The organism is Ensifer sp. NPDC090286 (genome assembly GCF_044769565.1).
Lineage (GTDB): Bacteria > Pseudomonadota > Alphaproteobacteria > Rhizobiales > Rhizobiaceae > Ensifer.
On record NZ_JBIVYF010000001.1, the window covers coordinates 499,177 to 524,336 of the forward strand.

At 62.2% G+C, this 25,160-nt stretch carries 21 protein-coding genes; 18 read left to right on the top strand and 3 right to left on the bottom strand.

Annotated features, from left to right (window positions below; translation table 11 throughout):
- Positions 1-204: 204 nt before the first annotated feature.
- The 4 genes from ACIQUG_RS02500 (at position 205) to exoR (ending at position 7,025) form a co-directional block, all read left to right on the top strand.
- Positions 205-1,014 carry a DUF2497 domain-containing protein gene (locus ACIQUG_RS02500; RefSeq protein ID WP_402317031.1) on the top strand — a complete coding sequence of 270 codons (810 nt, stop codon included), beginning with the start codon at positions 205-207 and terminating at the stop codon, positions 1,012-1,014.
- Between the two features lie 121 nt (positions 1,015-1,135).
- Positions 1,136-3,976: a valine--tRNA ligase gene (locus tag ACIQUG_RS02505; protein ID WP_192446049.1), complete on the top strand. Its 2,841-nt coding sequence runs from the start codon at positions 1,136-1,138 to the stop codon at positions 3,974-3,976.
- Between the two features lie 496 nt (positions 3,977-4,472).
- Positions 4,473-5,750 carry an outer membrane protein transport protein gene (locus ACIQUG_RS02510; RefSeq protein ID WP_402317034.1) on the top strand — a complete coding sequence of 426 codons (1,278 nt, stop codon included), beginning with the start codon at positions 4,473-4,475 and terminating at the stop codon, positions 5,748-5,750.
- Positions 5,751-6,218: 468 nt separating this feature from the next.
- A complete protein-coding gene (gene exoR / locus ACIQUG_RS02515; protein WP_043611562.1) occupies positions 6,219-7,025 on the top strand; it encodes an exopolysaccharide production regulator ExoR in 807 nt (268 codons plus the stop codon).
- Between the two features lie 75 nt (positions 7,026-7,100).
- Here the strand turns inward: exoR and xth are convergent, their stop codons facing one another.
- On the bottom strand, positions 7,101-7,898 hold the full coding sequence (gene xth, locus ACIQUG_RS02520) for an exodeoxyribonuclease III (protein ID WP_402317038.1): 798 nt from the start codon (positions 7,896-7,898) through the stop codon (positions 7,101-7,103).
- A gap of 207 nt (positions 7,899-8,105) precedes the next feature.
- Between xth and ACIQUG_RS02525 the strand changes: the two genes are divergently transcribed.
- A complete protein-coding gene (locus ACIQUG_RS02525) occupies positions 8,106-9,569 on the top strand; it encodes a phosphatidylserine/phosphatidylglycerophosphate/cardiolipin synthase family protein (protein ID WP_402317040.1) in 1,464 nt (487 codons plus the stop codon).
- A gap of 60 nt (positions 9,570-9,629) precedes the next feature.
- Here ACIQUG_RS02525 and erpA read toward each other — a convergent pair whose 3' ends face one another.
- On the bottom strand, positions 9,630-9,962 hold the full coding sequence (gene erpA / locus ACIQUG_RS02530; protein WP_043611569.1) for an iron-sulfur cluster insertion protein ErpA: 333 nt from the start codon (positions 9,960-9,962) through the stop codon (positions 9,630-9,632).
- A 212-nt stretch (positions 9,963-10,174) separates the two neighbouring features.
- Here erpA and ACIQUG_RS02535 point away from each other — a divergent pair, with 212 nt between their 5' ends.
- Both ACIQUG_RS02535 and argS read left to right on the top strand, forming a co-directional pair.
- A complete protein-coding gene (locus ACIQUG_RS02535) occupies positions 10,175-11,392 on the top strand; it encodes a deoxyguanosinetriphosphate triphosphohydrolase (RefSeq protein WP_402317044.1) in 1,218 nt (405 codons plus the stop codon).
- A gap of 96 nt (positions 11,393-11,488) precedes the next feature.
- Complete coding sequence (argS, locus tag ACIQUG_RS02540; protein WP_402317047.1) at positions 11,489-13,249, top strand: arginine--tRNA ligase; 1,761 nt, start codon at positions 11,489-11,491, stop codon at positions 13,247-13,249.
- A 6-nt stretch (positions 13,250-13,255) separates the two neighbouring features.
- Here the strand turns inward: argS and ACIQUG_RS02545 are convergent, their stop codons facing one another.
- Positions 13,256-14,233, bottom strand: a complete 978-nt coding sequence (locus tag ACIQUG_RS02545) for a hypothetical protein (RefSeq protein WP_402317050.1) — start codon at positions 14,231-14,233, stop codon at positions 13,256-13,258.
- A gap of 30 nt (positions 14,234-14,263) precedes the next feature.
- On the opposite strand from ACIQUG_RS02545, the gene ACIQUG_RS02550 reads away from it, so the two are divergent.
- From ACIQUG_RS02550 to ACIQUG_RS02600, 11 genes are all read left to right on the top strand, one after another.
- A complete protein-coding gene (locus tag ACIQUG_RS02550) occupies positions 14,264-16,255 on the top strand; it encodes an SPOR domain-containing protein (RefSeq protein ID WP_402317052.1) in 1,992 nt (663 codons plus the stop codon).
- A 154-nt stretch (positions 16,256-16,409) separates the two neighbouring features.
- The gene (gene nagZ, locus ACIQUG_RS02555) at positions 16,410-17,426 is read left to right on the top strand and encodes a beta-N-acetylhexosaminidase (RefSeq protein WP_402317055.1); all 1,017 of its coding nucleotides are present in this window, start codon (positions 16,410-16,412) and stop codon (positions 17,424-17,426) included.
- 53 nt (positions 17,427-17,479) lie between these two features.
- The gene (locus ACIQUG_RS02560; RefSeq protein WP_402317057.1) at positions 17,480-18,346 is read left to right on the top strand and encodes a segregation and condensation protein A; all 867 of its coding nucleotides are present in this window, start codon (positions 17,480-17,482) and stop codon (positions 18,344-18,346) included.
- Positions 18,339-19,067, top strand: coding sequence for an SMC-Scp complex subunit ScpB (gene scpB, locus ACIQUG_RS02565; protein ID WP_402317060.1), 729 nt, complete (start codon positions 18,339-18,341; stop codon positions 19,065-19,067). The genes ACIQUG_RS02560 and scpB overlap by 8 nt, the downstream gene beginning before the upstream one ends.
- Positions 19,068-19,149: 82 nt before the next feature.
- Positions 19,150-20,262: an ABC transporter ATP-binding protein gene (locus ACIQUG_RS02570; RefSeq protein WP_043611584.1), complete on the top strand. Its 1,113-nt coding sequence runs from the start codon at positions 19,150-19,152 to the stop codon at positions 20,260-20,262.
- Between the two features lie 91 nt (positions 20,263-20,353).
- On the top strand, positions 20,354-20,560 hold the full coding sequence (locus tag ACIQUG_RS02575) for a twin-arginine translocase TatA/TatE family subunit (RefSeq protein WP_043611585.1): 207 nt from the start codon (positions 20,354-20,356) through the stop codon (positions 20,558-20,560).
- A 74-nt stretch (positions 20,561-20,634) separates the two neighbouring features.
- The gene (gene tatB, locus ACIQUG_RS02580) at positions 20,635-21,357 is read left to right on the top strand and encodes a Sec-independent protein translocase protein TatB (protein WP_402317063.1); all 723 of its coding nucleotides are present in this window, start codon (positions 20,635-20,637) and stop codon (positions 21,355-21,357) included.
- A complete protein-coding gene (gene tatC, locus ACIQUG_RS02585; RefSeq protein ID WP_402317066.1) occupies positions 21,354-22,196 on the top strand; it encodes a twin-arginine translocase subunit TatC in 843 nt (280 codons plus the stop codon). The genes tatB and tatC overlap by 4 nt, the downstream gene beginning before the upstream one ends.
- Before the next feature lie 46 nt (positions 22,197-22,242).
- Positions 22,243-23,526, top strand: coding sequence for a serine--tRNA ligase (gene serS / locus ACIQUG_RS02590; protein WP_402317068.1), 1,284 nt, complete (start codon positions 22,243-22,245; stop codon positions 23,524-23,526).
- A gap of 26 nt (positions 23,527-23,552) precedes the next feature.
- Positions 23,553-24,323 (top strand): 5'/3'-nucleotidase SurE, encoded by a 771-nt coding sequence (gene surE, locus ACIQUG_RS02595; RefSeq protein WP_192446062.1) that lies wholly within the window; start codon positions 23,553-23,555, stop codon positions 24,321-24,323.
- Positions 24,320-24,973, top strand: coding sequence for a protein-L-isoaspartate(D-aspartate) O-methyltransferase (locus ACIQUG_RS02600; protein ID WP_043611598.1), 654 nt, complete (start codon positions 24,320-24,322; stop codon positions 24,971-24,973). The genes surE and ACIQUG_RS02600 overlap by 4 nt, the downstream gene beginning before the upstream one ends.
- The last annotated feature ends 187 nt before the right edge of the window (positions 24,974-25,160 follow it).

The window sequence follows — 25,160 nt, forward strand, 5'->3', positions numbered from 1 at the left end:
CGTCCTCTCGTCTTTCCAGAAATTGCAGGAGCGCCCCGGTATCCCCGGGGCGTTTCTATTTTTCCCCTGAAAACAAATCTGTGCAAGAATCTTAAGCGTTGATTCGTGGCGTATGTTTCGGCCGCGAACTCACTTAAGGTTTGTCGATAACCGGCACATGTCCGTTTTTGGCACACATGTCAGCCGCGTCGAACGAGGATGGAAATGGCACAGCTCAATGTCGCGCGCGAACCTTCGATGGATGAAATCCTGGCATCCATTCGCAAGATCATTGAGAGCAACGAACCCGGGCAAGCCGGATTCGCGCCGCAGGAGCAGTTCGAGGACGAGGCTAGCGACGAGATCGAGCTAACCATCGACAGCGAGATCGAGACGATCGCCTTTGGCCGGCGCGATGAGCGGGACGAGCCCCCCAAGTCGGCCTCCGTCGCGCCGGCCGTGGAAAGCCCGACGGTACAGACGGAGCCGTCGTCGGCAGCACAGCCGCCGCTTTCGCTGGCCGATGTCGCGGCGCGAGTTCGGGCCGCCTCCGAGCGTCATGCCACGGGTTTTCCCGCACGGGAAGTTCAGCCTGCGCCGCAGGTCGTCGCCATTCAGGACAGTCCTGTCGTCACCTCGCGCATGGCCGCGGTTTCTGCCCCGAAAGCGCCGGTGATCGAGCCGATTGCCGAGGCTGAGGCGCCGGCCGAGCCGGAGGTCGCCGCGCCCTCGCCAGTCGAACTACCGGAAGTTTTAAGCGCTATTCCGCCCGTGGCAGCCGTCGCGCTGGATGCGCCCGCGCCGGAGACGGCACTTGCGGCGATCGTCTCCCCGGAGGTCGGACGCAAGGTCGCTCAGTCCTTCGGCGATCTTGCCCACGCAGTGGATCAGGGATCGCGACGTTCCTTTGATGAAATTGCCGAGGCGATGCTGCGGCCGATGCTGCAGGAATGGCTCGACGACAATCTGCCGACGCTTGTCGAGCGGCTCGTCCGCGAGGAGATCGAGCGGGTCGCGCGCGGCCCTCGGCGCTAAAAACCGAAGCCGAACATCAAAGAAGCCGCGCGATCGTCGCGGCTTTTTGCGTTCATGTTGACTTGCACCGGCCGTTCCGGTTTACAAGACGCTGACATCAATCTCGTAAATTGGCTCCAAAATGCTTGATAAGACCTACGATTCCGCATCCGTCGACCCGCGTATCGCCAAGAAGTGGGACGAAGAAAACGCGTTTCGTGCAGGGGCGGGTGCCAAGCCCGGCGCCGACAGTTTCTGCATCGTGATCCCGCCGCCGAACGTGACGGGTTCGCTGCACATGGGCCACGCGCTCAACAACACGCTTCAGGACGTGCTGGTTCGCTTCGAACGCATGCGCGGCAAGGACGTATTGTGGCAGCCGGGCATGGACCATGCCGGCATCGCGACCCAGATGGTCGTCGAGCGTAAGCTGATGGAGAGCCAGCAGCACCGCCGGCAGATGGGCCGCGAAGCCTTCATCGAGAAGGTCTGGGAATGGAAAGCCGAATCGGGCGGGCTCATCTTCAACCAGTTGAAGCGGCTCGGCGCGTCCTGCGACTGGTCGCGTGAACGCTTCACCATGGACGAAGGGCTGTCAGAAGCCGTTCTCGAGGTCTTCGTTTCGCTCTACAAGGAAGGCCTGATCTACAAGGACAAGCGTCTGGTCAACTGGGACCCGAAGCTCCTGACCGCGATTTCGGATCTGGAGGTCGAGCAGCACGAGATCAACGGCAACCTCTGGCATCTGCGCTACCCGCTGGAGCCCGGCGTCACCTTCGACTACCCGGTTGCCTTCGATGAAGACGGCAAAGCGACCGAGTGGGAAAAGCGCGATTATCTCGTCGTTGCCACCACCCGTCCCGAAACCATGCTCGGAGACAGCGGCATCGCCGTCAATCCCGAGGACGAGCGCTACAAGCCGCTGATCGGCAAGCACGTCATCCTGCCGATCGTTGGTCGCCGCATTCCGGTCGTTGCCGACGACTACGCGGACCCGACCGCCGGCACCGGCGCGGTTAAAATCACGCCTGCGCATGATTTCAACGACTTCGACGTCGGCAAGCGCGCCGGTCTGCGTGCGATCAGCATCATGACGATCGAAGGGCGCATCACCATCAAGGACAACGAGGATTTCCTCGAAGGGCTCAGCGATCCCGCAGCCCTGCATGGCGCCTGGGACGAACTCGAAGGCAAGGACCGCTTCGAAGCGCGCAAGATCATCGTCCGCATCTTCGAAGAGGCGGGCCTGCTCGACAAGATCGAGCCGCACAAGCACATGGTTCCCCATGGCGATCGCGGTGGCGTGCCGATCGAGCCGCGCCTGACGGAACAATGGTACGTTGACGCCAAGACGCTGGCGAAGCCGGCGATCGCCGCGGTCAAGGAAGGCCGGACCAACTTCGTTCCCAAGAACTGGGAGAAGACCTACTACGAGTGGATGGAAAACATCCAGCCCTGGTGCGTTTCGCGTCAGCTCTGGTGGGGGCATCAGATTCCGGCCTGGTACGGTCCGGACGGCCAGGTCTTCGTCGAGAAGACCGAGGAAGAGGCGCTCCACGCCGCTATCCAGCACTATCTGGCGCATGAAGGCCCGATGAAGGCCTATGTCGAGGACCTGCTCGAGAACTTCAAGCCGGGCGAAATCCTGACGCGTGACGAAGACGTTCTCGACACCTGGTTCTCCTCGGCGCTCTGGCCGTTCTCCACGCTCGGCTGGCCGAACGAGACGCCGGAACTGGAGAAGTATTACCAGACCGACGTGCTGGTCACCGGTTTCGACATCATCTTCTTCTGGGTCGCCCGGATGATGATGATGGGCCTGCATTTCATGAAGGATGCCGACGGCACCCCGGTCGAGCCGTTCCATACGGTCTATGTCCATGCTCTCGTTCGCGACAAGAACGGCCAGAAGATGTCGAAGTCGAAGGGCAACGTCATCGATCCGCTCGAACTGATCGACGAGTACGGCGCCGACGCCCTGCGCTTCACGCTGGCGATCATGGCCGCCCAGGGGCGCGACGTGAAACTCGACCCGGCCCGTATCGCCGGCTATCGCAACTTCGGCACCAAGCTGTGGAACGCGACGCGCTTTGCCCAGATGAATGGCGTTACCAGCAGCGATGGCTTCATTCCCGAAGCCTCGTCGCTTACCGTCAACCGCTGGATCCTGACGGAACTGTCGCGCACCATCCGGGACGTTACCGAGGCGCTCGATGCCTATCGCTTCAACGACGCGGCCGGCAGCCTCTACCGGTTCGTCTGGAACCAGTTCTGCGACTGGTACCTCGAACTGCTGAAGCCGATCTTCGGCGGCGAGGACGAAGCGGCAAAGCGCGAGTCGCAGGCTTGCGTCGCCTATGTTCTCGACGAGATCTACAAGCTGCTGCACCCGTTCATGCCGTTCATGACGGAAGAGCTCTGGGCGCAGACGGCGGGCGAGGGGCAGGAGCGTTCGACGTTGCTGTGCCACGCCGAATGGCCGGCGCCGTCCTATGCCGATGACACGGCGGCTGACGAGATCAACTGGCTGATCGATCTGGTCTCGGGCATTCGTTCGGTCCGTTCGGAGATGAACGTTCCGCCGGCGGCAACGGCACCGCTGATCGTGGTCGGCGCCAACAACCTGACGCGCGAGCGGCTGCAGCAGCATGCCCAGGCGATCGGTCGCCTGGCGCGTGTCGAACATATCGATCACGCCACTGTCGCCCCGCGCGGCAGCGCCCAGATCGTCGTTGGCGAGGCAACGGCCTGCCTGCCGCTCGGCAACCTGATTGACCTCTCGGCCGAGAAAGCGCGGCTTGAGAAGGCGATCGCCAAGGTGGAAGCCGAGCGCGAGCGTATCCTCGGCAAGCTGGCAAACGAGAAGTTTGTCGCCAACGCCAAGCCGGAGCTGGTCGAAGCGGAACGTGAGCGTCTCGTCGAACTCGATCTCCAGAAGGAATCGCTGAGCGTTGCGCTGACGCGCGTCGCCGAGGCCGGATGAGGCGAGAAATTCGCTGGGAACGAAGCGGGCGTTCAAGAGAATGCTCGACCGTCAAGAAACGAAATCCGCGGCAGAAATGCCGCGGATTTTTATTTTAGAAATACAAGATAAACTTCCGCCTATCGAGATTTGGCATTGATTCGATCAGTTGAATCCGCTGGGCGAGCGATTAAGCTCGCGTGGTGTTTGAACGGAACTTCAACGGAGTTTTTCGTCGTTCTACCGCAAAAAGCGATAATGTTGTTCCGGTGACACAGGTTTTCGATGGTTTGGAAATCCATTCTAATTTAGTGGATTTCGTCCATGATTTTGGAAAAATGGTTCCAATCTGGCGCCATTGTGGCTAAATCATGAGAATCTTACGTAAATTCTGTGACCGATCGGGCGTGCTACCTGCTAGATCTCGCATTTGCGATTTCACGGGATCGTGAGAATACTTCGGCCCACACGACATGAGGTGGAATGTCGCAGTTTGCAGTGCAGGGGGAGGAGCTGGATGGCTCACATGAATTTCAAGCGGGGTGTTCTGTCGGTAGCAGCGGGTTTGCTGTTTGCCTCCGCCGCGCACGCGGGCGGTCTTGAGCGCGGCGGTTACAACATCGATCTGCTGTTCGATCCGTCGGACTATGCTGGGGAAGCGTCGGCGACTTACGTCAATCCGCAGCGCGAATTGAAGAACGTCCGTGATACCGATACCGGGAACACCAACATCCTTACCGGGACTTTTGGTGGCGGCAATCTCAACAACAGACCGAATACTGCTGACGACACCGAGAGCTACTGGGTTCCGCGCGTCGGCGTTAAGGCGGCCTTTGGTGACAGCGTCGACTGTATGGCTGACTACTCCCAGCCCTGGGGTGCCCACACCAATCCGGGGCAGAACTGGGCCGGTGCCAACAGCAATATCGAAACGAAGGTAGAGAGCGACAACTACGCCGCGACCTGCTCCTACAAATGGGACATGGGTCCGGGCCAGTTCCGTGTGATCGGCGGCGTCTTCTATCAGGAAGTCGACGGCTTCAAGGAAAGGCTGGTTCAGGATTATACAGGCACGCCGCTCGCTGGTGCCTTTACCGGCATTGGCAGGCTCGAGCTTGGAGGGCATGGCTGGGGCTGGCGCGCAGGTGCTGCTTACGAAATCCCCGAGTATGCCTTGCGAGCGAGCCTTGTCTACAACAGTGCTGTCGATCTGGATAACCTCTCGGGCTTCATCGACCTTCGCCAGCTGGGCTTCGTTGTGCCGGGCGTGGGCCTTGTGACCGGTACGAAATACGACGTAAACGGTGCGGCTTCGATGCCGGACTCGCTGGAACTCAAGCTGCAGAGCGGCTTTGCACCCGGTTGGGCGGCATTTGGCTCGGTGAAGTGGACGGACTGGAGCCAGCTTCAGGTCCTGAAGTTCTGCCCCGCAACGGTCTCCCGTACTACGCCATGCACGAGCCTTGATCTTCTCTACCGTGACGGCTGGACGATCACCGGCGGTGTCGGCCACAAGTTCAATGATCAATGGAGCGGTGCTGTCAGCCTGACCTGGGACCGCGGCACCAGCCACGGTTATGGAACGCAGACCGACACCTGGACGCTGGGAACCGGTGTTTCCTACACGCCGACCGAAAATCTTGAGTTCCGTCTTGCTGGTGCTGTCGGCATCATGACCGGCGGCAGTTCCGGCGCGGTCAAGTATGGCGACGACGTCATTGGTGACGACGTTTCCTACGATTTCGACGACGACTTTGTCGGTGCCATTTCGACATCGATCAAAGTGAAGTTCTGATCCTTCGTCATCTGATCCAGCAGGGCCCGGTTTTTACCGGGCCTTTCTTTTGTGTGGAGCTCCTTAACCACGCGTCCGCACTGTCCCGCAATGTGACGATTCAGCAACACTTTTAATGCTAGAGTTTGCTAGGATCAGACTCGTTCCGGCTATGTCCATTTCCCGCCACAAACAGGGAGCAGCGATATAGGAACAAGCCTGCAATGTGAGTGTGATACCTGCAGCGTTTGGGGTGAAATGAAACTTGGATCGACGACCGTCATGAGAGATGTAGCCTCTGGCACGCCAGTGCAAGTGGTCCATTAAAATGACAGCTTCGGAAACTATGTCGAAGTTTCATTGTGGAAAGGTTGCGTCGGCTTTGTCGGCGAAGTGGGTGAAGTTCGCGGCGGCGGGTCGTCCGGACTTGTGTGTTTGCAGCGGTGATGGGTTCGGCGTGGCCGGCTGGAACGGAAGAATTAGACTGTGATGCTTGCGGGTGAACTAAAGTCACTAAAGGTTGCGATACTCGGCGTGTCGCTGGCGGTCTGTGGGACCCTCGCCATGCCGGCCTACGCTTTTGATCCCGGTGCGGGCGTCACCAAGGAATCGGGTCCTTTCGCCCTCTTCAAGTTCGGGTTTTCCGCCTACAAGAATGGCCGCAAGGACGAGGCCGTAGAGGCTTACAAATACGCGGCCGAGAAGGGCCATACCGGCTCCCGCTGGGCTCTCGCCAACATGTACGCCTATGGCGACGGTGTCGCCGAGAACGACCTCGAAGCCTTCAAGATCTACAGCGAAATCGCCCAGCAGGGCGTAGAGCCGGGCTCGGAAGACACCGGTTACTTCGTCAACGCGTTGATCTCCCTTGCCGGCTACTATCGCCGCGGCATTCCCGACAGCCCGATCAAATCCGACATGTCCCAGGCGCGCCAGCTCTATTTCCAGGCGGCATCGACCTTCGGCGTCGCCGAGGCGCAGTTCCAGCTCGCGCGCATGCTCTTGTCGGGCGAGGGCGGTAGCGTGAACGTTCAGCAGGCCAAGAAGTGGCTCAACCGTGCGCGCAAAAGCGGTCACGCCGGCGCCATGGGTGTCTTTGGCAACGTGATTTTCCAGGAAGGCCAGACCGTTCGTGGTCTTGCGTTCATGACCGCGGCGCTCGATCAGTGTTCGCCGAAGGATCGGCCCTGGATGCAGTCGATGCAGGAGCAGGCCTTCTCGCTCGCTAGCGAAGACGACCGGCGCACGGCCATCGCACTGTCGCAGAATCTGCATATGCAGGGCGACGACGACTGATTGTCTCGTCTTCGGACGATCCCCGGCTCGGCCCAGGGATCATTCTCCACATAGTAAGATCTGGAATAACGCGCCTTAGGCTGAAGCGGGCGCGAACGAAAACGTTCCGATAACGGGCACGTGGTCCGAGGGCTTCTCCCAGGCGCGGACATGTTTGTCGATGGATGTCGACACCAGGCGGTCGGTTGCCTCCGGCGACAGCATCAGATGGTCGATGCGGATGCCGAAATTCTTCGGCCAGCAGCCGGCCTGATAATCCCAGAACGTATAGAGCTGCACAGCGTCCGACGTCGCGCGCACCGCGTCGGTGAAGCCGAGATTGCGCAGCCGGCGAAATGCCGCGCGCGTTTCCGGCAGGAAGAGGGCGTCGTTCTGCCAGACCCTGATGTCCCAGCAGTCGTGTTCCTCAGGGATGACGTTGTAGTCGCCGGCAAGGATGAAGGGTTCTTCGAGCAACAGGCGCTGCTTCGCATAGGCCTCAAGCCGGCGCATCCAGGCGAGCTTGTAGGGGTACTTCTCGCTGTCGACGGGATTTCCGTTCGGAAGGTAGAGCGAGCAGACGCGAATCACGCCGCCTTCGACCGAGAAGACGCCTTCGATGAACCGTGACTGTTCGTCCGTATCGTCGCCAGGCAGGCCCCGATTGACCTCGTCCGGCCGCAGCTTGGAAAGCAGCGCGACGCCATTGAAGCCCTTCTGGCCGTGTGTTTCGACATGGTAACCGAGCGCTTCGATCTCGAGGCGCGGAAAGCCGTCGTCCACCGATTTGATTTCCTGCAGGCAGACGATGTCCGGCCCGCTTTCCTTCAGCCAGGCCAACAGGCTGTCGATTCGCGCCTTGACGCCATTGATGTTCCAGGTGGCAATCTTCATGGCTCGAAACGCCCTTCCATGTCGGTTAAGTCCTTGGCGGGCTCATTTCTAGCCGCTCCGGATTCTTTTGACAAATCCGCTACCTGCGGGTTTTCAACAGCGCGCACGAAGCGCGCCGGCGCTTCTTATCAGGGCAGCGGCGGTCGATACGGTATACGCTTCAGGCGCCGAATTGATTCCGCCCGATGGCCGGCTATAGTCCCGCCCATGATCGATCTCGTGCAGAATTATTGGCCGCATATCCTGGCGCTCCTGTCCTTCGCGCTTGGCATCCCCGCGGCCATTCATGCCGCGATGACGAAGGACGACGTGCGCGCCGCGGCCGGCTGGGTCGGTGTCGTCCTGCTTTCGCCGATCGTCGGCGCACTGATCTACGCCGTTGGCGGCATCAACCGCATCAGGCGCTCCTCCATTGGCTCGCAGCGCGCGCTGTTGCGCGGGCAGGGGCCGGATCAGTTCGGCCGCTTCGACGTGTCGGATGCTGACATAGCGGTGCGGTTCGGCGACCGGTTTGCGGCGATGAAGATCCTCGGCGACCGCGTTTCGCGCCATCGCATGTGCACGGGCAATCGCATATCGGTGCTCGCCGGCGGCGACGCCGCCTATGCCACGATGTTGGAAGCGATCGCTGGCGCGCGGCGCTCGATCCTGCTTGAAAGCTATATCTTCGATCGCGACGTCATCGGCCTGCGCTTTGCTGACGCCCTGATCGCGGCCGTGGCGCGCGGCGTCGAGGTGCGGGTGCTGATCGATGCCGTCGGCGCGCGTTACTCGGTGCCGAGCATTGTCGGGTACCTAGAGGCGGCTGGCGTTCCGACGGCGGTGTTCAACGGCAACATTATCATGGGGCTACGGCTGCCCTATGCCAACCTGCGCACGCACCGCAAGATCCTCGTGGTCGACGGTCAGGTTGCCTTTGCCGGCGGCATGAACATCCGGGTGGGCTTCACCAGCGAGATCGCCGGTCAGTCACCGGCGCAGGACACGCATTTCCGCATGCTCGGGCCGGTGGTCGCCGATATCTTCCAAGTCTCGGCCGAAGATTGGCAATTCTCAAGCGGCGAAGTTCTGGCGGGTCCCGCCTGGGCGATAGAAGAGGCGCCGCTGCCGGCCGAGGCGCCGTCGGTGTTGATGCGCGCCGTGCCATCTGGGCCGGACGCCACCAACGAGACCAATCACAAGATGCTCATGGGGGCGTTTTCGGTCGCGCAGAAGAACATCCGGGTGATGTCGCCCTATTTCCTGCCGGACCGCGAGCTGATCAGCGCGCTTGTCACGGCCGCGCGCCGCGGCGTCGAGGTGGATATCATCGTTCCCGCGGTCAACAATCTGCTGCTGGTCGACAGGGCGATGACTGCGCAGTTCGATCAGGTGCTGAAGGGCCATTGTCGCGTGTGGCGGGCGAAGGGGGCTTTCAACCACTCCAAGCTTTTGACCGTGGACGACCGCTGGGCCTATGTCGGGTCCACCAATCTCGACCCACGCTCCCTGCGGTTAAATTTCGAGTTCGACCTTGAGGTTCTCGACCACGGGTTCGCCGAGGCGATCAATGGCACGATCTCCGACATTCTCGCCTCAGCGGAGCCGGTCACGCTCGAAAGGCTGCGCAAGAAATCCTTCGCCGATCGATTGGCGAACCGCATTCTCTGGCTGGGATCGCCCTATCTCTGACGCAAACGGCTCCGTTCGTGGTTGAAACGGAGCCGGCTAAGAAGGCGTGGGGCGCTGGCGTCAGATGGAGAAACTCGTTCCGCATCCGCAGCTGGCAACCGCGTTCGGATTCTTGATCTGAAACGACTGGCCGAGCAGGTTGTCGACAAAGTCGATCTCCGAGCCGCCCATATAGACGAGCGACAGGCTGTCGATCAGCACCTTGGCTTCGTGCTTTTCCAGGACCAGGTCGTCGTCATTGCTGCTGTCGACCAGGTCGAACTTGTAGGAAAAGCCCGAGCAGCCGCCGCCCTCGACGGATACCCTCATGGCGTTGTTGTGGCTGTCGGAACGCAGGATCGTGGCGATCCGCTTCGCTGCAGCATCCGAGAGGGTCACGGTTTCATGCGTCATATCTGCCTCCTGCCGGGGTCAAGAACCGGAGAGAATTGCCCTATATTCAAGCACGCGATCTGGCCGGTTTCGGGACTTTATTCAAGACCGGCGGCCAAGCCGTTGCTTCCGCTTGCGGAATCGGTCGATCTTGCATCACGCGTTTCCGTAGCTTTCACTATAGGTATGAAGGCTTGAATGCCCCGTCAATGGGACGACGAATTAGGTGGAAGATGACATTCGACAAAAATGCGCTCGGCTTCGGTTATGGTGAACATGCGCCGTTCGCGTCGAATCCCTGGATGACGCGCGGCAGGCTCTTTCCCGAAGCGACGAGCGCGACGCGCTCCGATTTTCAGCGCGACCGCGACCGCATCGTGCACACCACGGCGTTTCGCCGCCTGAAGCACAAGACGCAGGTCTTCATTGCCGCCGACGGCGATCACTACCGCACCCGCCTGACGCACACGATCGAGGTGGCGCAGATCGCCCGGGCTCTGGCGCGCGCGCTCAAGCTCGACGAAGATCTGGCCGAAGGCGTCGCTCTCGTGCACGATTTCGGCCACACGCCCTTTGGCCATACGGGCGAGGATGCCCTTCACGACATGCTGAAGCCCTATGGCGGCTTCGATCACAATGCCCAGTCGCTGCGCATCGTCACCAAGCTCGAGCGGCGCTACGCCGAATTCGACGGCCTGAACCTGACCTGGGAAAGCCTGGAAGGTCTCGTCAAGCACAATGGGCCGTTGCTGACTGCAGACGGTGAGGGCACCCGTGGGCCGGTACCGCAGCCGATCCTTGATTATTGCGCGCTGCATGATCTGGAACTGGCGAGCTTTGCGAGCCTCGAGGCGCAGGTCGCGGCCATTGCCGACGATATCGCCTACAATACCCATGACATCGACGACGGCTTGCGGGCCGGCTATCTCACCTTTGAAATGCTCGAGGACGTGCCGTTTCTCGCGCGCCTGATGCGCGAGGTTCACGACCGTTATCCCGGTCTTGAGAGCAGCCGCTTCACGCATGAGATCATGCGTCGGCAGATCACGGCGATGGTCGAGGACGTGATCGGCGTCGCGCAACAGCGCATCGGCGAGATGCGCCCGCAGAGCGCCGCCGATGTGCGCCAGGCCGGCATCGTGATGGCGACCTTCTCCGAGGAGATGGGCGAGACGGACAAGCAGATCAAGCGCCTGCTGATGACCCGGATCTACCGGCACCCGGAAGTCATGCGCGTACGGGAAAATGCCGCCTCGATCGTCTGCGATCTCTACCATGCCTTCATGGACGACCCGCAGCTGATGCGGGAGCACTATTGGATCGACCAGATTGCCGGCATGGCGGAGCCGGCGCGGGCGCGACACGTCGGCGACTACCTCGCCGGCATGACCGATACTTTTGCGATCAGCGTGCACAAGCGCTTGTTTGACCATACGCCCGATTTGCGCTAGGGACGCCCCGCCCGGAGGCTTACGGTTCGGCCGAACCGAGCCTCCTTTTTGAGTTTTGCGCCGGTCACTCGTGGCCGGGAAAAGCGGACGGATCAGATGAATCTCTTCACGGACTTCGAATCAAGAATTAAGGACATTCTCGAAACGCTTGAAAGCGTTCGAGAAAAGCGATCCGAGCTTGACTTCGGCCGTGTCAACGTCGAGCCGCCGCGCGATCCGAGCCATGGTGATGTTGCGACCAATGCTGCGATGGTGCTGGCAAAGCCGCTCGGCATGAACCCGCGCGCGCTTGCCGAACTCATCGTCGAGAAGCTCAAGCAGGACCCGGAAGTCACCGACGTTTCCGTTGCCGGTCCGGGCTTCATCAACGTCCGCCTTTCGGTTTCCTACTGGCAGAAGCTGCTGTCGGACATGGCGCGTGCGGGCGTCGACTACGGCCGCAGCGCGGTCGGTGGCGGCCGCAAGGTCAACGTCGAATACGTATCGGCCAACCCGACCGGCCCGATGCATGTCGGCCACTGCCGTGGCGCCGTTGTCGGCGACGCGCTGGCCAATCTTCTGGCCTTCTCCGGCTATGAGGTCACCAAGGAATACTACATCAACGATGCGGGGTCGCAGATCGACGTTCTCGCGCGGTCGGCATTCCTGCGCTATCGCCAGGCGCTGGGTGAAGAGATCGGCGAGATCCCGGCCGGCCTTTATCCGGGCGATTATCTCGTGCCGGTCGGCGAAGCGCTCGCCGACGAATACGGCACCAGCCTTCGACTGATGCCCGAAGACAAGTGGATGCCGCTCGTCAAGGACCGGACGATCGACGCGATGATGGCGATGATCCGCGAGGATCTCGCGGCGCTGAACGTCAATCACGACGTCTTCTTCTCCGAGCGCACGCTGCACGCGAACGGCGCTGCCGCCATCCGCACCGCGATCAACGACCTCACCTTCAAGGGGCACGTCTACAAGGGCACGCTGCCGCCGCCGAAGGGGCAGTTGCCGGAAGACTGGGAAGACCGCGAGCAGACGCTGTTCCGCTCGACCGAGGTTGGTGACGATATCGACCGGCCGCTGATCAAATCGGACGGCAGCTATACCTATTTCGCCGCCGACGTTGCCTATTTCAAGGACAAGTTCGACCGCGGCTTTGACGAGATGATCTATGTGCTCGGCGCCGACCATGGCGGTTACGTCAAGCGCTTGGAAGCGCTGGCGCGCGCCGTCTCCGGCGGTTCGTCGAAGCTTACAGTTCTGTTGTGCCAGCTGGTCAAGCTCTTCCGCGACGGCGAGCCGGTGAAGATGTCGAAGCGCTCCGGCGACTTCGTCACGCTGCGCGACGTCGTCGATGAAGTCGGCCGCGATCCGGTGCGCTTCATGATGATCTACCGGAAGAACTCGGAACCGCTCGACTTCGACTTTGCTAAAGTAACAGAACAGTCGAAGGATAACCCGGTCTTCTACGTGCAGTATGCGCATGCGCGCTGCCGCTCGGTCTTCCGCCAGGCTGCGGAAGCATTCCCGGACCTGAACCTCGAATCGGCCGATCTCGCCAGTGCCGTTCTGGGCCAGATCTCGGATCCGGCGGAGCTGCAGCTCGTTGCCAAGCTCGCAGAATATCCGCGAGTCATCGAGGCTGCGGCGCAGGCTCAGGAGCCGCATCGCATCGCGTTTTACCTGTATGATCTTGCCGCCGCCTTCCACGGTCATTGGAACAAAGGTAAAGAGAATCCAGAATTACGTTTTGTTAACGATAAAAATAGAGAATTAAGTACTGCCAGACTCGGGCTGGTGCATGCTGTCGCTTCGGTATTGAAATCCGGCCTGTCTATTACAGGCACCTCCGCACCGGAGGAAATGCGATAAGTATTGTCACCATTTTCCCACAATGCACTGGCACAGCGATACAGGCAATTGTGAGTGGAGAGCATGGCAGACAAACAATTCGCACGAAGCGGGCCGGCTGAATTCGATGTATTGGCAGACGATGATCCGTTGGCCGAACTCGCCCGGATCGTCGGTTACGATGCCCGGCCGGCCGTCCAACAGTTGCAGGAACTGCAGCGACACCAGGAGGCGGTGCGTCAAGACCCCGCCTTCGATCTCGAAGACGAACTGCTTCGCGCGTTCGACAGCTACGACGCGCCGCGGTCCGTGCCGCAGCCGGCTGCAGGCCAGCCGGCTCCGATCGAAGAGCCCCGGTTCGAGGCTGTAGCCGAACAAGAAGAGCCTCGGTTCGAGCCGGTAGCAGAACACGTCGTCGTGCACGAAGAGCCGGTGGCGGAGCCCGTTGCCGAGCTTGAAGAGCCGATGTTCCTCCAGCCCGAACGCGTCGAGGCGGCGCCAGCCCCCGTCGCTGACGAGGACTATGCTGAGGTTCATGCCTTCTCCGTCGCGCCGCAGGTTGCCGAAGCCGGCAACCCTGAGGCCTACGTCGATGAGCCGTCGTTCGATCTTGAACGCGAACTCGAATTGTCGCTTGGCGAAGCCGACCTGCTGTCGGACGATGTTGTCGAGGTTGCTCCTCACGTCGAGCCGCAGGAAAGCGATCCACGTGACCAGATCGTCGATACGTGGCAGCCGCCGGTCGTCGAGGCCGCTTCGGCCTGGGCCGAGCCGGCTCCGGTTGCAGATGCGTTTTCGGCTTTTGAACAGCCGCGCTTCGATGTCGTGGCCGAAGAGCGCGAAGTTGAGCGTTCCTATCAGCTTGAGCCTTCCTATCAGGAAGACCTGATCGCAGCTCAGCCAGTCGTCGAGCAGGATGTCGCTCGCGACGATCTCTTGGCCGACATCGAACGGTTCCCGGTTCCGCCGGTTGCCGCGATGGTTGCCGCCGCGGTCCAATCGCATCCGGCTCTTCATTCGGAAACGCAGCCTGTCGTGGCACCGGTGGTCACGCCAGTCGCCGCCACTGCCGCTCCGATAAAGAAGAGCCCCTATCCGTTTACGCCGACCTTCAGCCGCGCGACGCCGGTTGCATCTGCCTCGGGTGCCAGCCAGCAGCGTGCCTTTGCGGGCCCGCTGGTATCGTCGGTCGCAACGCCCGTTGCAGCTGGTGCTGCGCCGGTTGCGGCAATCGCTGCTGCCCCGGTTCAGGTCGTGGAACCAGTGGTCGAGGCGGCCAAGCCATTTGCGCAGCCGGAGCACGAGCCGAGCTTCGACATCGAGAACTTCGAAATGGAGCTCTCCGACGAGGCGCTGAAGCTCGACTTTGCTGATGTTGTTGTCGATGAGCCGGTCGTTGCCGCCGTCGTACCGCAAGCCCCGGTGCAGCCGGTCGTGCAGGCCGCCATTCCGCAGCGCGAGCCGGAGCGGTTCGTCGAACCTTACGTCGCCCCCGCGCCGGTTGAGCGCCAGGAAGCACAACCCGAGAGCACGCTGCCCTTCGATCCTTCGATGATTTCCGAAGCCGAGAACGGCGTGGCGCCGATCGCGGACATGGACGTGCCGCAACTGCCGGTCATCGAGACGGAGAAGCCGGTCGCCTATCCGGCCGACTACGATCTCGATATCGATGCGGAAATGGCCCAGCTCTTCGGAACGCCGGCTCCGGTGAAGGAAACCCGTCCGGCTGCCGTCGAAAAGGTAGAACCGGCCCGTCCGGCGCCGGCTGTTGCCGCTGCTCCGGCCTTGGGTCAGGGGTCGCTTGACGATTTCGACGAATTTGAAAAGGCGATGGAAGAAGACTTCCGCCGCTCGATCGTCGAACGCCCGGCCGTTGCCCGCGATGCCGAACGGCTTTCCGCGGCGCAGAGCCAGCAGGATGCCGGCGAATACCGCGAATATGGCACCGGCCGTCGCTCGCAGCGCACGATGTTGCTGGCGGCAAGCGTTGCCGGCGTCATCATCCTTGGTGGCGCTGCCGTCTACGCCTGGATGGGCGGTAGCGGTGCGGTCAACTCGGCCGAAGGCCCGAAGATCATTCTGGCGGACAAGGCCCCGGTCAAGGTCGTGCCCGAGGAGAAGGGCGGCAAGACCGTGCCGAACCAGGACAAGGCGGTTTATGACCGCGTTGCCGGTGCTCAGGCCGGCGCGCCGCAGCAGGAAGCCTTGGTCTCTTCGACCGAGGAGCCGATGGATGTCGTCCAAAGGACGCTGACGCCGGAGACCCTGCCGCTCGAAGGCAGCGACGAGGCCGAAACCCTGCAGACGGCACTGCCGAACGAAGAGGAAGGCGATCGCCTGCTGCCGGATGGCGGCAACGGTGAGACCGCGGCCCAGGAGGAAGACAAGACGCCGGCCGTCGCACCGAGGAAGGTGCGCACGATGATCGTCAAGCCGGATGGAACGCTGGTCGCTCGCGAAGAGCCGGTTGCAGCACCGGCGACCGATGTCGCCGGCACGACCCAGCCGCTGCCCGCAACGCCTTCGAACGACGTCGCGGCCGCAGGTCAGGCTTCGGCCAGCACCGACCAGGTCGCGCTCGCCGCGACGGGCAACGCCAACATCGAGCAGGTTCCGGTGCGCAGCGTTACGACGACGGCTTCCGCCGGTGGCGAAAAGGCTCCGACGCCGCAGACCCGCCCGGCCGCACAGCCGGTGGAAAACGCCCGCCCGGCGCAAGAGCAGGCCGCTCTCCCGGCTGAGACGCAGCCGGCACAGCAGGTTGCCACCGCATCGGTTCCGGCCGGTGGCTACTTCATCCAGGTCGCCTCTCTGCCGTCCGAAGCGGAGGCGCAGAAGTCCTACAACAGCCTTTCGAACAAGTTCGGAAGCGTCATTGGCGGCCGCGGCGTCGACATCCGCAAGGCGGAAATCGCCGGCAAGGGCACCTACTACCGCGTCCGTATCCCGGCCGGTTCGAAGGACGAGGCCAATGCCCTTTGCTCCAAGTACAAGGGCGCCGGCGGAAGCTGCCTGGTTACCAAGTAAACGGGCATAGTGATCGAGTTGACGAAAGGCGCGGCCGAAAAGGCCGCGCCTTTCGCGTTTTCGGAATTCCGATTGCCCCATGACCTTGTGAAATGAGTGGGGTGCCCTGTCTTTGTGACTTCGCGCCGGGCAGCCCGCGCTCTATGCTTTTGGGATGAGCGAATCAAAAGCATTTATCTCCGGCTGCAAGGGCCTTTCCCTCACGAGCGACGAGCGCGATTTCTTCGCGGCAGAACGCCCCTGGGGCTTCATCCTGTTCGGGCGCAACATTGGCGAGGCGCAGCAGATCTCGGATCTGGTGGCAGCCCTTCGCGACAGCATCGGCAATCCGAATGCGCCCGTGCTCATCGACCAGGAAGGCGGACGCGTTCAGCGCATCCGCCCGCCGCTCGTTCAGCAATATCCGAATGGCGCGGCTATCGGCGAGATCTACCGCCGCGACGCGGAGCTCGGTCTGCGGGCCGCCTGGCTGATGGGGCGCTTGCATGCCTTTGACCTGATGCGCTTCGGCATCACCGTCGATTGCCTGCCGGTGCTCGACGTGCCGGTGCCCGGCAGCCACGACGTCATCGGCAACCGCGCCTACGGCCACGATCCGGAGAGCGTCACGGCCATCGGCCGTGCGATGGGCGAGGGGCTAAAGGCCGGCGGCATGCTGCCGGTGATGAAGCACATGCCGGGCCACGGCCGCACCTTCGTCGATTCGCACCACAACCTGCCGGTCGTCAGCGCCACCTTCGATGAGCTTGCTGCGAGCGACTTCCTGCCCTTCGTTGCGATGAAGGACGAGGTAATGGCGATGTCGGCGCACATGGTGTTCACGACGATCGATCCGGACAATCCGGCCACCACCTCTGCGAAGGTCGTGCGCGAGATCATTCGTGGCCATATTGGCTTCGACGGCCTGCTGATGTCGGATGACGTGTCGATGAACGCGCTTGCCGGCGACATGACCACCCGCGCGCGCAACATCATTGCCGCGGGACTTGATCTCGTCTTGCATTGTCATGGCATAATGGAGGAAATGAAGGCCGTCGCGGATGTCGTGCCGGTTCTGGCCGGCGAGAGCTTGCGCCGGGCGAGGGCCGCAGAAGCCGCGTTCCGGGCGCCCGACGATGCGAGCGAAGTCGATTTGCGGGCGGAGTTCAACGCCCTGTTTGCAACGGTCTGAGGCAAACGAAGACCGAAGGCAAACAGAGACTGAAGGAAAGGGTCGGGCTGCCAGTGAGCAATGCGGGCGAAAGACAAGGCAAGCCTGCGTCGAAGGCGCCGATGGACCCGCTGTGGCAGGACGAGACTGCCGAGCGCGGACTGCATGAGGAAGCGCTGGTGGTCGATATCGCCGGCTTCGAAGGCCCGCTCGACCTGCTGCTGCATCTCGCCCGAAGCCAACGCGTCGATCTTTCGCGCATTTCCGTCCTGGCGCTCGCCGAGCAATACATTGCCTTTATCGAGCGGGCGCGCAGCATACGCATCGAGCTTGCGGCCGACTACCTCGTCATGGCCGCATGGCTCGCCTATCTGAAATCGCGGCTGCTGATCCCGCAGCAGGCGAAGGATGACGGACCTTCCGGCGAAGAGATGGCCTCGGCGCTCGCCTTCCGGCTGAAGCGGCTGGAAGCGATGCGCGAGGCGGCGACGCGGCTTATCAACCGAAACCGGCTCGGCCGGGACGTGTTCGTGCGCGGTGCACCGGAGCATATCGTCACCGAGAGGAAATCCGGTTTCGACGCTTCGCTCTACGATCTGCTGAGCGCCTATGCGAGCCTGCGCCAGCGACAGGCGATCACCCAGGTGACGATCGAGAAGCGCCACGTCTGGTCGCTGTCCGGTGCGCGGCTGATCCTGGCCCGTATGATCGGCGGCCTCGACGACTGGACGGCGCTCGATCACTTTCTAGTGCGCTACATGACGACGCCGAAGGAGAGGGCAACGGCAATCGCCAGCTCCTTTGCCGCGTCGCTCGAAATGGTTCGCGAGGGCCGTCTCGAAATCCGCCAGGAAGAAGCCTTCGCGCCGATCTATCTTCGACGCGGACCAAATCCGATCGATGCGGAGACCCTTGCCGAGATGGAGGCAGCCCGTGGCTGAAGCCCAGAAGTACCTGCCTGGCGTTCCCGACGAGGACGACGAGATCGAAGCGGCATCCTTCGATCCACGGCTTGAGCAGGAGGCCGAGCGTATCGCCGAAGCCCTGGTGTTCGCTTCGGCGCAGCCGGTGTCCGAGGTCTATATCGAGAGCCGGCTTCCGCTGGGTGCCGATGTGCGCGCGATCATGCTGCGGCTGAAGGCCCTTTATGCGACGCGCGGCGTCAACCTTGTCCAGGTGGCAGACCATTGGGCCTTCCGCACGGCCGCCGACCTCTCCTTCGTCGTTCAGACCGACGAACAGGAGGTCCGCAAGCTTTCACGAGCCGCTCTCGAGGTTCTGTCGATCATTGCCTACCATCAGCCGGTGACCCGCGCCGAGATCGAGGATATCCGCGGCGTGCAGACCTCGAAGGGCACGCTCGACGTGTTGATGGAGGCGGGATGGGTCCGCTTTCGCGGGCGGCGGCGCACGCCCGGGCGTCCGGTGACCTTCGGCACGACGCGTGACTTCCTCGACCACTTCGGCCTTGAGGAATTGCGCGACCTGCCGGGCATCGAGGAGTTGAAGGGCGCCGGGCTGCTTTCCGGCCGCGTGCCTTCGAACCTCAACATCCCCGTTCCGACCGGCGACGACGAACTCGCCGAGAACGAGGATCCGATCACCCAGCTCGATCTGGAGGAACTGGGGCTCTTGACACCGAAGGGCGAAGAAGCCGATTAGAAAAACCTGATTATAGATATCGGCTTTCCATGGCGTTGGGTCCCGCTGGCCTTGCGCCACTGGTGTCAAGGAATGCAAGAGCATGGTTTCAGATCCGCAGGACGCTCCCGTCATGACCACGCGACGGACAGCGGGCGTCTCCTTCGCGGCGAGCCTGACCTTCGAAGATATCCATCACAGCTATCACGCCAAGGAAACGATCAAGGGCGTCAGCCTGGCGGCAAAGGCCGGCGAGGTCTTGTGCCTGCTCGGGCCTTCGGGATCCGGCAAGACGACCCTGCTGCGCATCGCCGCGGGCATCGAGCGGCAGAGTGCCGGGCGTCTGATGCTCAACGGCCAGGAAATTTCCGGTCCCTCTGTTTTCCTGCCGCCGGAAAAGCGTGGCGTCGGGCTGATGTTCCAGGACTTCGCGCTTTTCCCGCACATGACGATCCGCGACAACGTCCGCTTCGGTCTGACGGCGATCCCCAAGAAGGAGGGCCTGATCCAGGCGGATGCGGCACTCGAGCGTGTTGGCCTGTCGCACTATGCCGATCAGTATCCGCATGTGCTGTCCGGCGGCGAGCAGCAGCGCGTGGCGCTTGCCCGTGCGCTCGCGCCGCGTCCGGCGGTGCTGTTGATGGACGAACCCTTTTCCGGCCTCGACTCGCGCCTCAAGGATTCAATACGCGCCGATACGCTCGCGATCCTCCGGGAGACGCGGGCAACGGCGATCGTCGTCACGCATGACGCCGAAGAGGCGATGCGCATGGCGGATCGCATCGCGCTCCTGAAGGACGGGCGCCTCGTTCAGGTGGGAACGGCCGACGAGCTTTACCGCGAGCCGCGAGATCTTTTCGCCGCCGGTTTCTTCTCGGAGATCAACGTCTTCGATGCCCAGGTTCGTGGCGGTCGCGTCGAGACGCCGGTCGGAAGCGTTGCAGCCGGCCCCCACCCGGAAGGCAAGCGCCTCTCGGTGGCCGTCAGGCTGTCTGGGGTGCGCGTCGGCGAAGAAGGTGGCGACATTCCTGCCCGCATTCTCTCCCGTCGCTTCATCGGCGTGGTCGAGCTTCTGGAGCTCGCCGTGCCGCGTTGCGAGGAGGTGGTCCGGGCCCGCATCAGGGCGGACCGATTGCCGCATGGATTGCGTGATGTAATGCTTTCAGTTAACGAGCGGGATATATTACTGTTTGAAAAAAGCAGTTCGGCATCTTAGGGTCTGTCACAACGAGACGCGTGCTTGAGGCACGCCTGAAAATTGACATGTGATAGAGCCTAAATCGGGGAAGGCTCAGAGGAGTAAGAGCATGGGTTCGTTAAGCATTTGGCACTGGCTGATCGTTCTGGTCGTGGTGCTGCTCTTGTTCGGTCGCGGCAAGATCCCTGAACTGATGGGTGACGTTGCCAAGGGCATCAAGAGCTTCAAGAAGGGCATGTCCGACGACGATGCGGCTGCTACCGACAAGACGCTCGACGGCAAGACCGTTGACCACAAGTCTGACGAAGTTCGCTAACAGTCTGGTGTCGGTGAAGCCTGTCCGGTGTCCTTACCGGGCCGGCGGCATCAAGGGTTTGCAGGACATATCGCATGCTTGATATCGGCTGGACCGAGCTCGTCGTCATCGCAATCGTTCTGATCGTGGTTGTCGGGCCGAAAGACCTTCCGCCAATGTTGCGGGCTTTCGGCCGCATGACTGCGAAGATGCGCGGCATGGCATCGGATTTCCGTCAGCAGTTCGATGAAGCGCTGCGCGAAGCGGACCTCGACGAGGTTCGAAAGACCATCAGCGACGCGCAAAGCCTCAATCCGGCCAATGCGTTGCGCGATGCGATCAATCCGCTGCGACAGATGGGCAACGATATCAAGGCGGACCTGCAGAAGGCGGCAACCCCCGACCAGCCCGCGACACCGAGCAGCGTCGATCCGGTGACCGCCGTGGAGCCGGCTGTTGCGCCAGCCGCGGTTGAAACCAAGCCTGCAGATGCGGTTGCCGCCGCGGCAATCGGTTCGGCCAATCGCCAGATCGAGCGCTCAGAGGTCGCCGCCGTGCCGGCAGAAAAGCCGAAACGTGCGACCAAGGCGAAAACCGATCCGGCCCCGGCCGTAAAGAAGGCCGCCCCCAAGTCGGCAACGACAGCGCCCAAGGCCGCAGCAGCCACGCCCAAGGCGGCCACGGCAGCGGCGAAGTCTTCTGCCAAGGCGCCCGCGAAGCCGGCCGCTGAAAAGAAAAAAGTGACGCCGACAGCGGTTGAGCCTGCTGCCAAGACGTCAAAGCCGCGCACCAGCGCGCGCAAGAAAGGTGAAGCATGAGCGGCGATATCGAGGACCGGCCGCAGCCGCTGATCGAGCATCTGATCGAATTGCGCAGGCGCCTGATGTGGGCCGTCGGCGCATTCTTCGTTGCGTTCCTCGTCTGCTTCTACTTCGCCAAGGGCCTGTTCAACCTGCTGGTGCTGCCGTTCAAGTGGGCCGTAAGCTGGGCGGGCCTGAACCATCGCAACGTCGAGCTCATCTACACGGCGCCGCAGGAGTTCTTCTTCACCCAGATCAAGGTGGCGATGTTCGGTGCGCTGGTCATCGCCTTTCCGGTGATCGCGGCACAGATCTACAAGTTCGTGGCACCTGGGCTCTATAAGAACGAGCGCGCAGCGTTCCTGCCGTTCCTGATTGCGTCACCGCTCCTGTTTCTGCTCGGCGGCGCACTGGTCTATTTCTTCTTCACGCCGATGGTCATGTGGTTCTTCCTGGCCATGGAGCAGGGTGGTGGCGAAGGGCAGGTGGCCATTCAGCTTCTGCCGAAGGTCTCGGAATATCTGAGCCTGATCATGTCGCTGGTCTTCGCCTTCGGGCTCGTCTTCCAGCTGCCGGTCATCACCACGCTTCTTGCCCGCGTCGGTTTCGTGACGTCTCAGGGCCTTGCCGAGAAGCGCAAATACGCGATCGTGATCGCCTTCGTTGTCGCGGCCGTGCTCACGCCGCCCGATCCGATTTCCCAGATCGGCCTTGCGCTGCCAGCCATCCTTCTCTACGAAATTTCGATCTATACGGCGCGACTCGTCGAAAGGCAGCGGGCAGCGGACGCGCTCAAGAGCGAGGCTGCTGAGTCGCAGGAAGGATCTTCCGGAGAGGTCGGCCCCGCCAAGGGCTGAGCATTCGAGATTTCGCGCCGTGATCTGACCAACGCGTGGAACGAAAATGCTTGATATCAAATGGATCCGTGAGAATGCCGAGATGCTGGACGCCGCCCTGGCGAAGCGGGGCGCGGAGCCTTTGTCGGCATCTCTGATCGCGCTCGACGAACGCCGCCGCACGAACCTTCAGGCGCTGCAGGACATGCAGTCGCGCCGCAACGCGGCCTCGAAGGATATCGGCGCTGCCATGGCGCAGAAGAATGCCGAGCTCGCCGATAGGCTAAAGGCGGAGGTGGCTGACCTCAAGAACGCCATGCCGGCGCTGGAAGAGGACAGCCGCAAGATCGAGGCCGAGCTCAACGATGCCCTGTCGCGCATTCCGAACATCCCGTTGGACGATGTTCCCGTCGGCTCCGACGAGAGCGGCAACGTCGTCAAGAGCGTCGTCGGCAAGAAGCCCAGCTGGAACCACCAGCCGCGCGAGCATTTCGAGGTCGGCGAAGCACTCGGCCTGATGGATTTCGAGGGCGCGGCCCGCATTTCCGGCTCGCGTTTCACGATCCTGAAGGGGCAATTGGCGCGGCTCGAGCGCGCGCTCGGCCAGTTCATGCTCGACCTGCACACCCAGGAACACGGTTACACTGAAGTGCAGCCGCCGCTTCTCGTGCGCGACGATGCGATGTACGGCACCGGCCAGCTGCCGAAGTTCGCCGAGGATCTTTTCCGCACCACCGACGGCCGCTGGCTGATCCCGACCGCCGAGGTGCCGCTGACCAACATCGTTCGCGAACAGATCCTCGAAGGCGAAAAGCTGCCGCTGCGCTTCACTGCGCTGACGCCGTCCTTCCGTTCGGAAGCAGGCTCTGCCGGTCGCGACACCCGCGGCATGCTGCGCCAGCACCAGTTCAACAAGGTCGAACTGGTGTCGATCACCGATGCGGAATCGTCGATCGACGAACACGAGCGCATGACCGCCTGCGCCGAGGAGGTGCTGAAGCGCCTCGGCCTGCATTACCGCGTCATGACCCTTTGCACCGGCGACATGGGCTTTGGCGCCCGCAAGACCTACGATCTCGAGGTCTGGCTGCCGGGACAGGACACGTTCCGCGAGATTTCGTCGTGCTCGGTCTGCGGCGATTTCCAGGCACGCCGCATGAATGCCCGCTATCGCACCAAGGAAGACAAGGGAACCCGCTTCGTTCACACGCTGAACGGTTCGGGCGTTGCTGTCGGCCGCGCGCTCATCGCCGTCATCGAGAATTATCTGAATGACGATGGTTCGATATCGGTGCCGGAGGTGCTGGTTCCCTACATGGGCGGCCAGACGCGCATCGAAAAGGTTGCCTGAGCGAACGTCGAGGGGAGTACGGCATCATGCGGATCCTGCTGACAAACGATGACGGCATTCACGCCGAGGGGCTGTCGGTGCTCGAACGGGTCGCCCGGACGATTTCGGATGACGTCTGGGTCGTCGCGCCGGAAGCGGACCAGAGCGGCCTTGCCCATTCGCTGACGTTGTCGGAGCCGTTGCGGCTGCGGCAGATCGCGGAAAAGCGCTTTGCGCTTCGCGGCACGCCGACCGATTGCGTCATCATGGCTGTCCGCAAGGTGCTCGATCGCAAGCCCGATCTCGTGCTGTCCGGCGTCAACATCGGCGCCAACATGGCCGACGACGTGACCTATTCCGGCACCGTCGCCGGCGCCATCGAGGGAACGCTGCAGGGCATCCGCTCGATCGCGCTAAGCCAGGCCTACAATCACACGGTCGGAAAGACGGTGCCTTGGGATGTTGTCGAAACCCATGCGCCGGCCTTGATCCGCAAGCTGATGAAGGTGGACCTGCCTGACGGCACGCTGCTCAACGTCAACTTCCCGAACTGCTCGGCGGATACCGTCGCCGGCACGGAAGTGACGTCGCAAGGCAAGCTCGACTTCGGCCTTTCGATCGACGAGCGAACCGACGGTCGCGGCTTTCCTTATTTCTGGCTGCGTTTCGGCGAGCGCTTCGGCGATTTCCGCGCCGGCACCGACATTCACGCCCTGCGTGAGAACATGATTTCGGTCACGCCGCTCAAACTCGACCTCACCGACTACAGTGTCCAGGATCGCCTGGCACGGGCGCTCAACGAGGGAGCCGTTGATTGAGCGCGCGGGTGACGGAACAGGAAGGCTTTGCCAAGATGGTGCTGCGGCTGCGCGCCGAAGGCATCACCAACCATGACCTGCTGAAGGCCGTCGAACAGACGCCGCGCAGCTACTTCGCGCCGCCGCAGTACCAGGCCGAAGCCCATTCGCAGCGAACGATCCCGCTCGATTGCGGTTCGTTCATGGAGGGGTACGACTTTGCGGTCCGTCTGCTGCACAGCCTCAATCTGAAATCCGGCCAGCGTGTTCTCGAAGTCGGCACCGGCAGCGGCTTCACCGCCGCGGTCATGGGACGCGTTGCCGAGCGCGTGCTGACGATCGACCGCTATCAGACGCTGGTCGGCATCGCCCAGAAGAACCTCGAGAAAACGGGCATTCGCAACGTCATCGTCCGGCACGCGGACGGCAGTGCCGGCGTGCCGGGTGAGGGCACCTTCGACCGGATCCTCATCACCGCCGCCTTCAACAGCTTGCCGCGCATGTTCTCGGATCACCTGGTTTCCGGCGGCACCCTTTTGGTGCCGATCATGATGAGCGAGACCCATTGTCGGGTCGTGCGCGTCAGCCGCACGGGCAGCCGTTTCGATCGCGAAGATCTGTTCGACGCGCCTTACCTTCCGATCGTGCCGCAACTGGCATCGTTCCTCTAATCGTCGAAATCCCCTCCACTCGAGCGAGAAGCCGCGCTCGCGCCGATATAGACTATTAACGAGTCCTTAACTTCCTCCAGCTTCGCGCAAGCTTCGCGCCATACGCCTGCCGTGCACGGACAGGGTTCCCGCCTGTGAGTCGTCGCTTGCCTTGCGACGTCGGCGGACACCGGTCGCGAGGTACGGA

What these genes read in the sequence shown, in the direction of transcription:
- argS (WP_402317047.1), top strand. Translation starts at nt 11,489, where the DNA reads ATGAATCTCTTCACGGACTTCGAATCAAGAATTAAGGACATTCTCGAA.
- nagZ (WP_402317055.1), top strand. Translation starts at nt 16,410, where the DNA reads ATGAGCGAATCAAAAGCATTTATCTCCGGCTGCAAGGGCCTTTCCCTC.
- erpA (WP_043611569.1), bottom strand. Translation starts at nt 9,962, where the DNA reads ATGACGCATGAAACCGTGACCCTCTCGGATGCTGCAGCGAAGCGGATC.
- surE (WP_192446062.1), top strand. Translation starts at nt 23,553, where the DNA reads ATGCGGATCCTGCTGACAAACGATGACGGCATTCACGCCGAGGGGCTG.
- ACIQUG_RS02525 (WP_402317040.1), top strand. Translation starts at nt 8,106, where the DNA reads ATGATCGATCTCGTGCAGAATTATTGGCCGCATATCCTGGCGCTCCTG.
- tatC (WP_402317066.1), top strand. Translation starts at nt 21,354, where the DNA reads ATGAGCGGCGATATCGAGGACCGGCCGCAGCCGCTGATCGAGCATCTG.
- ACIQUG_RS02535 (WP_402317044.1), top strand. Translation starts at nt 10,175, where the DNA reads ATGACATTCGACAAAAATGCGCTCGGCTTCGGTTATGGTGAACATGCG.
- ACIQUG_RS02575 (WP_043611585.1), top strand. Translation starts at nt 20,354, where the DNA reads ATGGGTTCGTTAAGCATTTGGCACTGGCTGATCGTTCTGGTCGTGGTG.
- ACIQUG_RS02505 (WP_192446049.1), top strand. Translation starts at nt 1,136, where the DNA reads ATGCTTGATAAGACCTACGATTCCGCATCCGTCGACCCGCGTATCGCC.
- ACIQUG_RS02510 (WP_402317034.1), top strand. Translation starts at nt 4,473, where the DNA reads ATGGCTCACATGAATTTCAAGCGGGGTGTTCTGTCGGTAGCAGCGGGT.
- ACIQUG_RS02545 (WP_402317050.1), bottom strand. Translation starts at nt 14,233, where the DNA reads ATGCGATTGGACCGCGGCGGCAACCATCGCGGCAACCGGCGGAACCGG.
- xth (WP_402317038.1), bottom strand. Translation starts at nt 7,898, where the DNA reads ATGAAGATTGCCACCTGGAACATCAATGGCGTCAAGGCGCGAATCGAC.
- tatB (WP_402317063.1), top strand. Translation starts at nt 20,635, where the DNA reads ATGCTTGATATCGGCTGGACCGAGCTCGTCGTCATCGCAATCGTTCTG.
- serS (WP_402317068.1), top strand. Translation starts at nt 22,243, where the DNA reads ATGCTTGATATCAAATGGATCCGTGAGAATGCCGAGATGCTGGACGCC.
- ACIQUG_RS02500 (WP_402317031.1), top strand. Translation starts at nt 205, where the DNA reads ATGGCACAGCTCAATGTCGCGCGCGAACCTTCGATGGATGAAATCCTG.
- ACIQUG_RS02570 (WP_043611584.1), top strand. Translation starts at nt 19,150, where the DNA reads ATGGTTTCAGATCCGCAGGACGCTCCCGTCATGACCACGCGACGGACA.
- exoR (WP_043611562.1), top strand. Translation starts at nt 6,219, where the DNA reads ATGCTTGCGGGTGAACTAAAGTCACTAAAGGTTGCGATACTCGGCGTG.